At 72.7% G+C, this 14,512-nt stretch carries 12 protein-coding genes; 11 read left to right on the top strand and 1 reads right to left on the bottom strand.

The genetic code is table 11. From position 1 onward, the window contains the following. Positions 1 to 72 precede the first annotated feature (72 nt). The 4 genes from GVV76_RS07665 to GVV76_RS07650 all read left to right on the top strand — a co-directional run bounded on the left by GVV76_RS07665 (position 73) and on the right by GVV76_RS07650 (position 5,324). A complete protein-coding gene (locus GVV76_RS07665) occupies positions 73 to 783 on the top strand; it encodes a vitamin K epoxide reductase family protein (protein WP_159523384.1) in 711 nt (236 codons plus the stop codon). Beyond that, positions 780 to 1,592 carry a metal-dependent transcriptional regulator gene (locus tag GVV76_RS07660; RefSeq protein WP_159626180.1) on the top strand — a complete coding sequence of 271 codons (813 nt, stop codon included), beginning with the start codon at positions 780 to 782 and terminating at the stop codon, positions 1,590 to 1,592. Before GVV76_RS07665 ends, GVV76_RS07660 begins: the two co-directional genes overlap by 4 nt. Positions 1,593 to 1,722: 130 nt before the next feature. Continuing rightward, positions 1,723 to 2,175 carry an HIT family protein gene (locus tag GVV76_RS07655; RefSeq protein WP_159626178.1) on the top strand — a complete coding sequence of 151 codons (453 nt, stop codon included), beginning with the start codon at positions 1,723 to 1,725 and terminating at the stop codon, positions 2,173 to 2,175. Between the two features lie 167 nt (positions 2,176 to 2,342). Next, on the top strand, positions 2,343 to 5,324 hold the full coding sequence (locus GVV76_RS07650) for a leucine--tRNA ligase (RefSeq protein WP_159626175.1): 2,982 nt from the start codon (positions 2,343 to 2,345) through the stop codon (positions 5,322 to 5,324). A 233-nt stretch (positions 5,325 to 5,557) separates the two neighbouring features. On the opposite strand, the gene GVV76_RS07645 is transcribed toward GVV76_RS07650, so the two are convergent. Beyond that, positions 5,558 to 7,579: a helicase HerA-like domain-containing protein gene (locus GVV76_RS07645; RefSeq protein ID WP_159626173.1), complete on the bottom strand. Its 2,022-nt coding sequence runs from the start codon at positions 7,577 to 7,579 to the stop codon at positions 5,558 to 5,560. A gap of 91 nt (positions 7,580 to 7,670) precedes the next feature. Between GVV76_RS07645 and GVV76_RS07640 the strand changes: the two genes are divergently transcribed. The 7 genes from GVV76_RS07640 (at position 7,671) to rpmI (ending at position 14,488) form a co-directional block, all read left to right on the top strand. Continuing rightward, on the top strand, positions 7,671 to 8,585 hold the full coding sequence (locus GVV76_RS07640; protein ID WP_159626171.1) for a DegV family protein: 915 nt from the start codon (positions 7,671 to 7,673) through the stop codon (positions 8,583 to 8,585). A 119-nt stretch (positions 8,586 to 8,704) separates the two neighbouring features. Further along, positions 8,705 to 9,445: a ComEA family DNA-binding protein gene (locus GVV76_RS07635; RefSeq protein ID WP_159626256.1), complete on the top strand. Its 741-nt coding sequence runs from the start codon at positions 8,705 to 8,707 to the stop codon at positions 9,443 to 9,445. After that, positions 9,442 to 11,031: a ComEC/Rec2 family competence protein gene (locus GVV76_RS07630; protein ID WP_159626169.1), complete on the top strand. Its 1,590-nt coding sequence runs from the start codon at positions 9,442 to 9,444 to the stop codon at positions 11,029 to 11,031. Before GVV76_RS07635 ends, GVV76_RS07630 begins: the two co-directional genes overlap by 4 nt. A 189-nt stretch (positions 11,032 to 11,220) precedes the next feature. Beyond that, the gene (locus tag GVV76_RS07625) at positions 11,221 to 11,451 is read left to right on the top strand and encodes a hypothetical protein (protein WP_442858367.1); all 231 of its coding nucleotides are present in this window, start codon (positions 11,221 to 11,223) and stop codon (positions 11,449 to 11,451) included. 676 nt (positions 11,452 to 12,127) lie between these two features. Further along, a complete protein-coding gene (locus tag GVV76_RS07620) occupies positions 12,128 to 12,916 on the top strand; it encodes an SseB family protein (protein ID WP_413227745.1) in 789 nt (262 codons plus the stop codon). Between the two features lie 483 nt (positions 12,917 to 13,399). After that, positions 13,400 to 14,203 (top strand): translation initiation factor IF-3, encoded by an 804-nt coding sequence (gene infC / locus GVV76_RS07615; protein WP_236263307.1) that lies wholly within the window; start codon positions 13,400 to 13,402, stop codon positions 14,201 to 14,203. Positions 14,204 to 14,293: 90 nt separating this feature from the next. Next, positions 14,294 to 14,488, top strand: coding sequence for a 50S ribosomal protein L35 (gene rpmI, locus GVV76_RS07610; RefSeq protein WP_159523370.1), 195 nt, complete (start codon positions 14,294 to 14,296; stop codon positions 14,486 to 14,488). Positions 14,489 to 14,512 lie beyond the last annotated feature (24 nt).

The raw sequence follows: 14,512 nt of genomic DNA, 5'->3' as shown, positions 1-14,512 counted from the left end.
GGTGCACAATGAGCCGGTCGCGTCACCAGGCGCGCGGCCGTCGATGACCCGAGCAGCGAGAGGAGCGCCGTCATGGCCCACGTGCCGACTCAGGCGGAGATCGACGCGATGAGCGAGGAGGAGCTGGAGGCCTACCTCGCCAGCGCTGAGGGCCCCGACTCCACCATCCTCGAGGTCGAGGGCACCGGGGCCACCGCCTCCTCCGGAGCCCCCCGCGGCTACGCCTGGCTCCTCGTCATCGGCTCGATCATCGCGCTCGGGGCCTGCTGGGAGCTCACCGCCGCCCATATCAAGCAGATCAAGGAGCCCCTTGAGAGCCTGTCCTGCGACATCAACCCCCTGGTCTCCTGCGGGGCATCCCTGGACATATGGCAGGGCAACCTGCTGGGCGTGCCCAACGCCCACATCGGGGCGATGGCCTTCGCCGCGCTCCTAACGCTGGGAGCGCTCCTCCTGGGCGGGATGCGCCTGCCGCGCTGGGTGTGGCGGGGCATGGTGGCCGGGACCATCGGCGGGATCCTCTTCGTCGCCTGGTTCCTGTTCGTCTCCGTCATGGACCTGGGCAAGCTCTGCCCCTTCTGCATGCTCATCTGGGCGGTCACCATCCCCGTGGCCACCTCCACCTGGGCGTGGGCCGCCGCCGGTGGGCACCTGGGCGTCAGCCCCGCGACCGCTCGCCGCCTCGTGGCCTGGCGCTGGTGGGGCGCGGCCGTGCTCTACGCGCTCGTCGGCCTCGTGGTCGTCGCCGGCCTGTGGTCCGAGTGGATGACGCTGCTGCGATGAGTGCCCCCGCCCGCCCCGGCATCGAGGAGAGCCCCGCGCGCGCGGCGGTGCCCGCGCGCCCCATCGACGCGGCCGTCCTCGCTGATTCGACCGTCGCCCAGGATTACCTCAAGGCGGTGTGGGCCGCCACGGAGCGGGGCGGCGCCGGCGCCTCCATCACGGGCCTGGCCCAGCGCATGGGGGTGGCGGCTTCCACGGCATCGGAGAACGTCTCCCGGCTGGTCGACGCCGGCCTCCTGGAGCATGAGCCCTATCGCGCCGTCACGCTCAGCGCCGCGGGCATGCGGCGCGCCATGGGCATGGTGCGCCGCCACCGCCTCCTGGAGACCTACCTCGTGGAGGCCCTCGGCTTCGACTGGGACGAGGTCCATGAGGAGGCCGAGGTCCTCGAGCACGCCATCTCCGAGCGCCTCCTCGATCGCATCGACGCCGCCCTGGGGCGCCCCTCGCGTGACCCCCACGGTGACCCGATCCCCGCTGCCGATGGCGCCATGGCGGTGCCCGCCCTGCGTAGCCTCGACGCGCTGCGCGTGGGGGAGACCGGCTCCGTGGCCCGCATCCAGGACGACCCCAACACCCTCCAGGCCCTTGACCGCGCTGGGATCGGCCTGGACTCGCGGATCGTCGTGACGGGCCGGGGCCGGGCCGACGGCGGCTCGGGCCCGCGCCCCAGCCGCGTCCGCCTCGTCAGCGCCACCGGGGAGGGGCGGGGGGGAGCCCCCGAGGCGGTGGAGGCATCCGGTGGAGCACTAGGACCGGGGGAGGCCGTGATCCCGGCGGGCTCCCTGTGGGTCCTCGCCGAAGACTGAAGGATCAACGGGGCCGGGCACGGCCCGCGGCCGGAGCGCCGCCGCGGGCGCCATCCGCCCGAACCGCCGCCTGGAGTGAAGGCCCCTGACCGTCGGGCGCGCGGCGCCTTCGTCTGGGAGGATTGGGTGCATGAGTACCCTCTTCACCAAGATCATCAACGGCGAGATCCCCGGCTCCTTCGTGTGGGCGGATGAGCGCTGCGCCGCCTTCGCCACGATCGAGCCCCACACCGACGGGCACGTCCTCATCGTCCCCTTCCAGGAGATCGACTCCTACGTGGACGCCCCCGACGAGCTCGTCGCCCACCTGGCGGTGGTGGCCAGGCGCATCGGGGCCGCCCAGACCCGCGTCTTCGGTGCCGCGAGGGCCGGGGTCATGGTGGCCGGCTACGGCGTCGACCACCTCCACGTGCATGTCCTGCCGATCCGCGACGAGGCGGACTTGCAGTTCTCCTCCGCCCGCCAGGACGCCGCCCCTGAGGAGATCGAGGCCGCCATGGCGCGCCTGCGCGCCGGACTGGATGAGGACGGCTGGGGGGAGTTCGTCATCACCAGCGCCCCGGGCGCCCCGGGCGCCCGCTGAGCGGGACCGCGCGCCCGGACGTGACCGGCCCCTCAGAGGGAGGGGGCGCCCACCGCTCGGGCATGGCGCGGGCAGGGCCCGGCCGGGCGATAGGCTGGCCCCAGCCACGATCCCTGGGGGATGAAGCCCCTCAGGGCATGATGATCAGGGAAAGAGCGCAGAGCACCATGACCCAGAACCCCGTAGCCGCCCCGGAGCCCACTGACGCGCCTCCCTTCCGGTACACGGCCGCGCTCGCGGGCAGCATTGAGACCTCCTGGCAGGACCGCTGGGAGAGCGAGGGCACCTTCTGGGCGGACAACCCCACGGGCGATCTCGCCGGCCCCGGAGCGAAGCGCGAGAAGTTCTTCATGCTCGACATGTTCCCCTACCCCTCGGGCAAGGGCCTGCACGTGGGCCACCCCCTGGGGTACATCGCCACGGACGTCATCGCCCGCTTCACCCGTATGACCGGCAAGAACGTCCTGTACACGATGGGCTACGACGCCTTCGGCCTGCCCGCCGAGCAGTACGCCGTGTCCACCGGCCAGCACCCGCGCGTGTCGACCGAGGCCAATATCGCCAACATGCGCCGCCAGCTGCGCCGCCTGGGCCTGTCCCACGACTTGCGCCGCTCCATCCAGACCATCGACGTCGACTACGTGCGCTGGACCCAGTGGATCTTCCTGCAGATCTTCAACTCCTGGTTCGACCCCACCGCCGAGCGCCGCGACGGCCGGGGCACGGGCGCTGCCCGCCCCATCGCCGAGCTCGAGGCCAAGTTCGCCTCCGGCGAGGTGCCCACCCCGGACGGCCGGCCATGGGCGGAACTGGGCGAGGCCGAGCGCGCCGAGATCATCGACTCCCACCGGCTGGCCTACGTCTCCCACGCGCCGGTGAACTGGTGCCCTGGCCTGGGCACGGTGCTGGCCAACGAGGAGGTCACCTCCGAGGGCCGGTCCGAGCGCGGCAACTACCCCGTCTTCAAGCGCAACCTGCGCCAGTGGATGATGCGGATCACCGCCTACGGGGACCGCCTCGCCGAGGACCTGGACACCGTTGACTGGCCCGAGAAGGTCAAGCTCATGCAGCGCAACTGGATCGGCCGGTCCGAGGGCGCCGAGGTGACCTACGCGGTGCCCGGAGCCGCGCTCGCGGGAGCCTGCCAGGACTCGCTCACGGTCTACACCACGCGCCCGGACACCCTTTTCGGCGCCACCTTCATGGTGGTGGCCCCCGAGCACCCGATCCTGGGCGGTGCTCCCTTGGCCGCCTCGGCCCGCACCCAGGCCCAGATCGACGACGACGCCGCGGCCCTCACGCTGCCCGCGGCCTGGCCCGAGGGAACGAAGGAGGCCTGGACCGGCGGGCACGCCACCCCGGCCGAGGCCGTGGCCGCCTACCGCGCCTACGCCGCCGCCGCGACGGACGCCGAGCGAACCGATGAGGGTCGGGCCAAGACCGGTGTCTTCACGGGCCTGTTCGGCATCAACCCGGTGGATGGGCGCCAGGTGCCGGTCTTCGTGGCCGACTACGTCCTCATGGGCTACGGCACCGGCGCGATCATGGCGGTTCCCTCCGGCGACCAGCGCGACTGGGACTTCGCCCGCGAGTACGGGATCGACGTCGTCGCCACGATCCAGCCGCCGGAGGGCTTCAGCCTGGAGGAGGCCGCCTGGACGGGGGACGGCCCGCTCATCAACTCCGCCAATGGTGAGATCGACCTCAACGGCATGGGCAAGGATGAGGCCAAGGCCGCCATGACCCAGTACCTGGAAGCCAAGGGAGTGGGCCGCGGCGCGGTCACCTACCGCCTGCGCGACTGGCTCTTCTCCCGTCAGCGCTATTGGGGCGAGCCCTTCCCGATCGTCTGGGACGAGGACGGCCTCGTCCACGCCGTCCCGGAGTCCATGCTGCCGATCGAGCTGCCGGAGGTCACCGACTACTCCCCGCGCTCCTTCGACCCCGACGACGCCGACTCCTGCCCCGAGGCGCCGCTGTCCAAGGCCACCGAGTGGGTGGAGGTCGAGTTGGACCTGGGCGATGGGCCCAGGAAGTACTACCGCGAGACCAACACGATGCCGCAGTGGGCGGGCTCGTGCTGGTACGAGATGCGCTACGCGGACCCCACGAATGAGACGGCGCTCATCGACCCGGCCAACGAGGCGTACTGGATGGGCCCCCGGCCCGAGGGGGGCAACGCCTCCGGCGGCACGGACCTGTACGTGGGCGGGGTGGAGCACGCGGTGCTGCACCTGCTGTACTCGCGCTTCTGGCACAAGGTGCTCTTCGACCTCGGCCACGTCTCGTCCTCGGAGCCCTACCACCGCCTGTTCAACCAGGGATACGTGCAGGCCTACGCCTTCAAGGACGCCCGGGGGCAGTACGTGCCCGCGGAGGAAGTGGAGGAGAGCGCCGGCGCCGACGGCGAGCCGTCCTTCACCTGGCAGGGCGAGCCTGTGACCCGCGAGTACGGGAAGATGGGCAAGTCCCTGAAGAACATCGTCACCCCGGATGAGATGTACGACGCCTACGGGGCGGACACCTTCCGCGTCTACGAGATGTCGATGGGCCCCCTGGATGTGGACCGCCCCTGGGAGACGCGCGCCGTGGTGGGCGCGCAGCGCTTCTTGCAGCGCCTCTGGCGCAACGTCATCGACGAGTCCACGGGTGAGGTGACGGTGGTCGATGAGGCCGCCGACGACGCCACGCGCCGACTCGTGGCCCGCACGATCGTGGGGGTGCGTGAGGACTACGAGGGGATGCGCCTGAACACGGCGATCGCCAAGCTCATCGTGCTCAACAACCATCTCACGTCTCTGGGCGCGGTGCCGCGCGAGGCGGCGGAGGCCCTGGTGCTCATGGTCTCCCCAGTGGCCCCGCATATCGCGGAGGAGCTGTGGGGCAGGCTCGGGCACGAGGCCTCACTGGCCCGCGAGCCCTTCCCGGCGGTGGCGGACGAGGCGCTGCTGGCGGCGGAGAAGGTGACCTGCGTGGTGCAGGTCAAGGGCAAGGTCCGTGACCGCCTGGAGGTGGACCCGGGGATCGACGCCGCCGAGCTGGAGCGCCTGGCCCTGGCGGCACCCGGCGCGGTGCGCGCCCTGGACGGCAGGTCAGTGCGCAAGGTCATCGTCAAGGCCCCGAGGCTCGTGAGCATCGTGCCGGAGTGAGCCGGGCTCCGCTGCTCGGCGCGGATGCCCCTGACAAGCGGGTCATGCGAGCGGCGGTGAGCTGATGCGCTGGGATGCGCTCAACTCACCGCCGCTCGCACCGCTGAAGGCGGTGCGCCGCATGCCCCGCCTTGGAGCCCCTGCCCACCGCGCCGGAGGGCAGGGGCGAAGGCGGCGGAGGCCGTCAGCGCCGCCGTCGCCCGGGAAGGTCCCGTTGACGGCGGCGCTCAGCCTCAGCGCTTCCGCAGGACGTTGCCGAGGACGGAGCGCACGATCTGGCGGCCGACGGAGCCGATCGTCTTCTCGATCTCCCGTTGCCGGCGCTCCGCGGCCCGCTCGGCGGCCAGGCGCTGGCGCTCGGCCTCCTTGGCCGCCTGACGCTGGAGCCTCTCCAGCTCCTTGGCCTGGCGCTCGGCCTCCTTCTGGGCGGCCTTCTGCGCCGCGGCCTCAGCTCGCTCCGCCGCCTTCGCGGCCGCGGCCTCGGCCTTCGCCCGCTCCTTCTCCTCAGCGGCGGCGGCCTTCTCCGCCGCCACGCGGGCCTCCTCGGCTGCCAGGGCGGCGGCGGCCTCCTCGGTCTCAGCCGCGATGCGCTTCTCCAGCAACTCGTAGGCCGACTCGTTGTCCACCACGGTGGCGTACTTGCCGGCCAGCGGCGAGCCGGAGAGCAGTGACTGCACCGTCGAGTCCTGCCCGGCGCCCATCACCGAGGCCGGGGCGTCCACCACCACGGCCGTCACCGGGGCCGGGCGGCCCTTCTCATCGAGCACCGAGACCACGGCTTGGCCCGTGCCCAGCGAGGTGAGCACCTTGGTCAGGTCCAGGGGCGAGGTCGGGAAGGTCGAGACCGCCTTCTTCAGGTTCGCGGCGTCGTCGGGGGTATGCGCGCGCAGCGCGTGCTGCACCCGCGATCCCAGCTGCGCCAGCACCTCATTGGGCACATCCGTGGGCGACTGGGTGATGAACACGATGCCCACGCCCTTGGAGCGGATGAGCCGGACCGTGCGTGTGACGGCCTCCATGAAGGCCTTCGTCGCGTCCGCGAACAGCAGGTGCGCCTCGTCGAAGAAGAACACCATCTTCGGCTTGTCCAAATCCCCGACCTCCGGCAGCACCTCGAACAGCTCGCCGAGCAGCCACATCAGGAACGTGGAGAACAGCGTGCCCTGGGACTGGATGTCCTCCAGCTCCAAGGAGGAGACGATGCCGCGCCCATCGGGGGACACGCGCATGAGGTCCTGCACGGACAGGCCCGGCTCGCCGAAGAACGCGTCCCCGCCGCTGGCCTCCAGGGCAGCCAACTCTCGCAGGATGACCCCCGCCGTCGCCTCGGAGACGCCACCGATGGTCTTGAGCTCGGCCTTGCCGGCGTCGGTGTTCACCAGGTAGTTGATGACCGCCCGCAGGTCCTTGAGGTCCAGCAGCGCCATCCCCTGCGAATCGGCCCAGTGGAAGACGAGCTGCAGGGCGGAGGTCTGCGTCTCGTTGAGGCGCAGGACGCGCGCCAGCAGCACCGGACCGAACTCCGTGATCGTCGTGCGGATTGGCGTCCCCTTGCCCTGGCCCCCCAGGGTGAACAACTCCATCGGGAACGACGCCGGCTTCCAATCCTGGCCCGTCGACGCCGTGCGCGACTCCAACTTCGGACTCGTGGCCCCCGGCTCGGCCATGCCCGTCAGATCCCCCTTGATGTCGGAGAGGAACACGGGCACCCCCGCCGAGCTCAGCCCCTCGGCCAGCAACTGCAGGGTGCGGGTCTTGCCGGTGCCCGTCGCGCCGGCCACCAGGGCGTGGCGGTTGAGCAGCGCCATGGGGATGCCCACGCGCACGCCCTTGACCGGGACGGGATCGCCCGACGCGGGGGCGGTCTCCAGGTAGGTGCCCACGGGGAGCATGCGCCCGTCGAAGGCGTAACCGTCGCGCACCTGCGCCGCGTAGCCCTCCGGCTCGCTCGACGACGGCGCCGCGGGAGCCTGCGCAGGGGCATCGGGGGCGGCCGGCTCGGCGGGCGCCTCGGCGGCCGACTCGGCAGGCGCCTCGGGGGCCGACTCGGCGGGCGGCTCGGGCTCGGCGGGCTTGCCCTCCGCCTTCCGCCCGGTTCGAGCAGCTGGCGCGTCCTGGGGAGTCCCCGTGGCGGCGCCGCTGGCCAAGGCGGCCTCGAGGGCGGCCTGGGCGGCGGCGGCTTTCGCGGCGGCGGCATCGGCGGCGGCCTGGGCGGCCTCGGCCTTGAGACGAGCGATGTCAGGCGTGTCAGTCATGGCGCCATGGTAGAGGAGGGAGTCCGGGAAACGTCGGCGCACGCGGTCCCGAGTCTCTGACGGCGCGGCTGAGCAGGGCTATCGTCGGAGCATGAGCCTCGCCGTCGTCACGGACTCATCGTCGTGCCTGCCGGCCGATCTCGCGCGCGCCCGCGGCATCGGCGTCGTCCCCCTGCACGCCACCACGGGGGACGGGGACCGGCCGGGCAGCACATCCCGGCCAAGTCCCGACGAGCTCGCCCACGCCTACGCCCACGCCGCGCGGGGCGCCGATGAGGTCCTCGCCCTTCACCTGGCGGCCTCGCTGTCGGGCACCGCCGACGCCGCCACGCGCGCGGCCGAGAAGATCAATCAGGCCCTCGGCCGACGGGTCGTCACTGTGCTCGACTCCGGCACCACCGGCGGCGCGCTCGGGCAGGCCGCCATCGCCGCCAGTGGTGCGGACACCGCGGCCGACGGCGTCGAGCGCGCCCGCGACCTCGTCTCCCGCAGCGCCGTCCTCTTCCTCGTGGACGACCTCGCCCACCTGCGCCGCGGCGGGCGCCTCGACCGCCGCACCGCCCTGCTCGGCGGGGCCCTCGGCGTGCGCCCCATCCTGCGCGTCACCGCCGACGGGATCCGCCCCGTCGAAGCCGTGCGCGGCGCCAAGCGGGCGCGCGCCCGACTGGCCGAGCTCGCCGCCGGCCTCGCCTCCCAGGGCGCCGGTGCCATCGGCCAGACCGGCCTCATCATCCACGCCGACGACGGCACGGCCGCCCGGGCCCTGATCGACGCCATCGCCGCGGGCGCGCCCGGGGAGGAGCCCCATGGGCCCACTGGGGCGGATGCCACCGCCGCCGAGGCTGAACTCCAGGCGGCGCCACCGGCCGGTGGGCGGACCGATGAACCGGCGCGCTTCTGGCCCTTCGACCCCGCCCTCTCGGTGCACGTCGGCCCCGGGGCCCTCGGCTGCGTCATCATCTCGCCCGGCAGCCGGGGAACCACAGGCCCCGCCATGCGCACCTGAGACCGCCCTCTTCACAGGCGCCCTGCGAGAGAACTCCCGCGCTCCTTAACCTCGAAGGCATGAGCGGCAGCCGGATCGCGGGCGGGCGGGCCTCGCGTAAACGACCCATCGAGGACTACGTGCGCATCGCCTGCGCCACCGATCCCCAGGACCCGCCCATCAAGCCCCGACGAGTCGCCATCACGCCGCGCGCCGCCATCGCCGGAGGCCTCATCATCATCGCCCTCGCCCTCCTCCTCGCCATCCGCTCCGTCCTCGTCTCCGCCGATGCGCGCGCCCCCGTGCTCGCGGCGGGCACGACCGGCACCCCGGGCGCCACCGGTGCGGCGAGCCCCACCAGCGCCCCTCCTGGCCCGGTGACCCCTGGGGGAGGCGCCGCCGGGCCGGCGGGCGGCGGCGCGGCGGGCAGCGCCGTCGTCCACGTCACCGGCGCGGTGGCCACTCCCGGCGTCGTCACGCTCCCGGCGGGCGCGCGCATCGGCGACGCCCTCGACGCCGCTGGCGGGGCCGCCCCCGACGCCGATGTGGAGCAACTCAACCTCGCGCGCGTCGTCGTCGATGGCGAGCAGATCCGGGTTCCCCGCCAGGGTGAGACGCCGCCACCCGCCGCGCCCGGCCCCACCGGGCCATCCGCCGGGGCGGGCGCCGTCCGAAGCAGCGGTGGTAGCGGGCGAGTCAACATCAACACCGCCGACGCCACCGCGCTCGAGGCCCTGCCCGGCGTCGGCCCGGCCCTGGCCAAGCGGATCGTCGACTACCGCGCCGAGCACGGACCCTTCGCCACCGTCGACTCCCTCATCGACGTCCCCGGCATCGGCCAGGCCAAGCTCGAGGCCCTCCGAGGATCGGCCACCGTATGAGCGCCCATCCGGCTGCTGAGCCCGCGGCCCCCGCCCTCGACCTGCGCCTTCTCGCGCCCTCCCTGGCGGCCTGGGCCTGCGCGTGGGGCGCCACGGGACTGACCGGGGCCCGCGCTTGGCGGGCCTGCGCCGTCGGGGCCGTCGTCGTCCTCGCGCTCGCGGCCGCGCTCATCGGGCCGGTCGGCCATTACCGCCCGCCCCGCCACCGCCACGACCCGCGCCCCGGCAACGCGGGCACCGCCTCCGCTGGCCCCATCGCCGCCGGAGCGCTACTGACCTGCCTGACGGTGGCGGCCGTCCTCGGCGTGTCCTCAGCGGGCCAATGGGCCCGCGCCCGGGACCCGATGACGCTCGCCGTCGAATCCGGGCGCGTCGTCACCGTCGAGGGGACCATCAGCGAGCAGCCGCGCGCCACCGCCTCGCCGCGCGCCACGACCATCCTGACCGCCCTGGACGGGGTGCGCATCGACGGCAGCCCCTCGGGGCTGAGCATCCGAGTCCTCGCGGACGCGTCCTGGCTGGAGGCGCCGCTCGGCTCACGCGTCACCACGCGCGCCAGGCTGCGTGCCCCGGGCCCGGGCTCCTCCGACGGAGCGATCCTCGGGAGGGGGAGCGCTCCCAAGAGGCTCGGCGACCCCGAGGGGGTGCTGGGCGTCGTCGGCGAGATCAGGGAGGGACTGGCGAGGGCGACCGGTCGCGCCGGTGGCGGGGCCCCCGGGCGTTGGGTCGGGGGAGAGGACGCCGGCGCCCTGGCGCTCGTGCCCGGGCTGGCCCTTGGTGACGACCATGCTCTGCCCGCCGACCTGCGAGAGGACATGCGGACCGTCTCGATGACCCACCTGACCGCGGTCTCCGGGCAGCACGTCGTCATCGTGCTCGGACTCGTGCTCACCGGCCTGGGCGTCTTGCCCAGGCGCTGGCGGGCGCTCGCTGGCGGGATCGTCCTGGGATGCCTCGTCCTCCTCATGCGGCCCAGCGGCTCCGTCCTGCGCGCGGCGGCGATGGGCGCGGTCCTCCTCGCCGGCGTGGCCGCGGGGCGCAGATCAGCCTCCCTGCCCGCCCTGTGCGCGGGGATGATCGTGCTGCTGCTCGTCGACCCGTGGCAGTCGCGCGACTACGGCTTCGCCCTGTCCGTGGCGGCCACCGGTGGGATCCTGCTCGGCTCAGGGCCGATCATGACCACCCTGTCCCGGCGTCTGCCCCGTTGGGCGGCGGCGCTCATCGCCGTGCCGGGGGCGGCGCAACTCGCCTGCGCGCCGCTGCTCATCCTCCTCCAGCCAAGAGTCGGGCTGTGGGCTGTTCCCGCGAACATGATGGCGGCCCCGCCGGTGCCCCTGGCGACGGTGGCGGGGCTGCTAGCGGCGCTCATGGCGCCGGTATGGGGGACAGCAGCGGCTTGGATCGCCCTGCCGGCACTCGCCTCCTGCGCCTGGATCGCCGGTGTGGCGCGGTTCTTCGCCGCGCTTCCCGGCGCGACGATCCCCTGGCCCGGGGGCGTCGGGGGAGCCCTCCTCCTCGCGGCGGTCGAAGCGCTTCTCATCGTCCTCATCCGTCGTCGTCCCCGTCCCCATCCCCACCCCTTATGAGCGAGACCGGTCGAAAACAGCGCCGAGACCGGTCGAAAACAGCGGCGAGACCGGTCGAAAACAGCGGCGAGACCGGTCGAAAACAGCGGCGAGACCGGTCCTGACCAGTGAATGGGGTGCGGGGCGTGCCGCGCCATCGGCGTGGTGGACGTGTTGAAGGCGTCGGACTGCGGCCGTGGGCCGTGCCTCATGGCGCCCGCCGACGACGTCGGCCAGGGAGTGCTGCTCCTCGTCGATGAGATCCGTCGCTTCAACCGGGCGCAGGAGGACTCGTTCCTGCCCTATGTCGAGGATGGGGCAATGGTGCTCGTCGGGGCGACCACCAAGATTCCGAGCTTCGAGTTCAACGGGGCGCTGCCTCCAGTTGCGCAAGTCGATGCGCGGCAGCTAGCCCGACGCCGCTCTCCACTAGCTGAGTAAGGATGCCGCTGAGAAGTGAGGACCCGCTATTTTCAGCCCCTGGGGGGATCGTCCGCTTCGCCAGCGAGCATGGGGGAGGACCGACCCCGGTTCCCTGCGGATCGCCCTCGCGATGCGGTTACTCCCATCGAGACCGGTCGATATCAGGAGCGAGACCGGTTCGGGAGTGGGTAACTGGTTGTGGTGTTGCTCGGCGTCGTCGGAGTGGTCGGCGCCGGGGTGGGGTCCTTGGTGCAGGCCGTTAGGATCAGTAGTCCTGGGGCCAGGGCGCAGCAGGCCAGAAGGACCAGGGCGGTGGAATGGCGGATGCCGGCGCCGCGTTGTTGAGGCGCAGCGGGGTCGCCGGCGTGGGTTGGTGAGGGGCGGGGCGCGGGGGTCATGGGTTCTGGGGCCTTCCAAGTGAGGAGTCGATGCGGTCATGGACCAGGGAAGCGCGAGGCCCCAGGTCGGCCCCAGACGACGGCGGCATCGCCGTCGGGCCCCAACCCTAGGACCCCGCCCACCCTGCCCCACCAGCACCGTCCTGCGGACAGCGAACCGGTCTCGCTCCTAACAACGACCGGTCTCGCTCCTAACAACGACCGGTCTCGCTCCTCATTTCGACCGGTCTCGCCCCTCATTTCGACCGGTCTCGCGATTAGGATGGGGCGTGAAGGATCTCAATGGCGTGGGAGGAATGACCGGCATGAATGCTGACGGCGCCGCCGCAGTCGATCCGCAGCTCGACGCGGCGCTCGCTGCGCGCGCGAAGATGGAGCGGCTCCTGGCCGCCCCCACGCCCTTCGCGAATGACGACGGCTCGCCGATCCCCGAGGTGACCGCCGCCATCACGGCCACCGGTCTGCCGCGCCACGAGTACATGCGCGGCGTCGTCGCCGCCCTGACCGCCACGCGCGTCATCGTCCCCGTCGCCGCTCACGCGCTCACCGCCCCCACCGGCGCCACCGCCCCCCATGCCGTTCACACCAACGACGCCAGCCGCGACGCCGCCACCCTGGCCGTCACCCTGCCCGACGGCCACATCGCCCTGCCTGTCTTCACCTCCGCGGCCGCCATGAGCGCCTGGCGCGATGACGTGCGCCCCGTCCCCGTCGATCCTCATCGTGCCGCGGCGGTCGCCTGCGAGCACACTGACCAGCTCTGGGTCCTCGACCCTGGGACCCTCGACCTGCGCCTGCCCCGGCCCGCCGTCGTCGCGCTCGCCGGGGGAGAGGATTGGATCCCCTCCTGGGCTTCCGACCCCATCCAGTCCGAGGTCCGCGCTCAGCTGGAGGCGGTCGACGGCGTCACCGGCGTCGCGTTCGCTCCCGGAGAGGCCTCCGAGCTGCGGGTCTTCATCCGCGTGGACGCCGGCCAGGGCATGCCCGCCGTCGCCGCCGCGCTCGACGGCTGTCAGCGCGTCATGGTCAATCCCGCCTGGGGCGAGCTCATCGACACCATCGAACTCTGCCCCATCCCCGCCTGACGCCCCATCGGCGGCCGGCCGATGCCCCTGGTCCGTCATCAGGGCGCCCGCCGTCCCCATCGTCTCAGCGCCGCGGGCATTCTCGGCCGCCGTCGTGGTGGCCTGGGACATGAGAGCGGAGGAATGGGCCGCGTGAGCAGCACCACGTGGGTCTCCTGGAATCGCGCCGCTCCCGGCTTGGGATGGACGCGCGCGTTCTGGTAGCCTCAGTGGTTGACCGGCCGGGGTCCATCCCCGGCGCGCAAGCGGAGCAATCCCACCTGGGTCCCGTCAAGGGGCCGGGTTTCCTGCCGAGGGCATGCCCCCGGCGCTGGCGCAATGGGCTCGTGCCCGCGCGTCGGCGTGCTCGTACGAGCATATGAGGCCTCCGCTAGCGATGCGCAGCGGGGGCTTTTCCCGTTGCCACGGAATCCGAACAAGGAGTGAGGAACAGCCATCAGCGAGCCCCGTATAAACGAACGGATCCGCGTCCCCGAGGTGCGCTTGGTCGGCCCCAGTGGCGAGCAGGTCGGCGTCGTCCGCGTGGAGGACGCCCTCCGACTGGCCGAGGAGGCCGGTCTCGACCTTGTCGAGGTCGCCCCTGACGCACGCCCCCCGGTGTGCAAGCTCATGGACTACGGCAAGTTCAAGTACGAGTCGGCCATGAAGGCGCGCGACGCCCGGCGCAACCAGGCGAACACGCAGCTCAAGGAGATCCAGTTCCGGCCCAAGATCGACGATCACGACTACGCCACCAAGATGGGGCACGTGCGCCGATTCCTCGAGGGCGGGGACAAGGTCAAGTGCATCGTCCGCTTCCGCGGCCGCGAGCAGTCCCGTCCCGAGCTCGGTGTGCGCCTGCTGGCGAAGGTCGCCGAGGAGGTCGGCGAGCTCGCCACCATTGAGTCCCATCCGCGCCAGGATGGCCGCCAGATGGTCATGGTGCTGGCCCCCACCCGCAAGAAGGCGGAGGTCAAGTCCGACCAGCGGCGCCGTCGTGAGGAGGCCCGCGCCTCCCGCCGCGCCGAGAAGCACGCCGCCAAGGCCGCGCAGGCCGCAGCTCAGGCGGCCTCGGCCGCCCAGGCGGCTGAGGCCCCCGCCGCGAAGTCGCCCGCCGCCAAGGCGGCCGAGCCCAAGCCCGCCGCCAAGGCGCCCGAGCCCAAGCCGGCTGCTGCCAAGCCCGCGCCCAAGCCCGCCGCTGCCAAGCCCGCGGCTCCCGCCAAGGCGCCCGCGCCCAAGCCGGCTACTCAGGCGAAGCCCAAGGCGCCCGCCAAGCCGGCTGCCCCGGCGAAGGCCACCGAGGCCTGAGGCCTCACCCAGACCCACCCCCCGGCCACAGCCGGTGGGGTCCGCAGCCCGGGGCCAGCCGGTCACCGAGCCGACAAGAGGAAACCGACAATGCCGAAGAACAAGACGCACTCCGGTGCCAAGAAGCGCTTCCGGGTCACCGGCAGCGGCAAGCTCATGCGCGAGCAGGCCAACAAGCGCCACCTGCTCGAGGTCAAGTCCTCGCGCCGCAAGCGCAAGCTGTCCGCGGACCAGCCGGTCGCCCCCGCCGACCTTCGCCAGGTCAAGAAGATGCTCGGTCGCTGACCGGCCCAACGTCTGAAGGAGACA

The sequence above is a fragment of the Actinomyces sp. zg296 genome (assembly GCF_009829695.1).
Lineage (GTDB): Bacteria > Actinomycetota > Actinomycetes > Actinomycetales > Actinomycetaceae > Actinomyces > Actinomyces marmotae.
The sequence above is the reverse complement of the archived record's forward strand: the minus strand, read 5'-3'. Positions and strand labels throughout refer to the sequence as shown.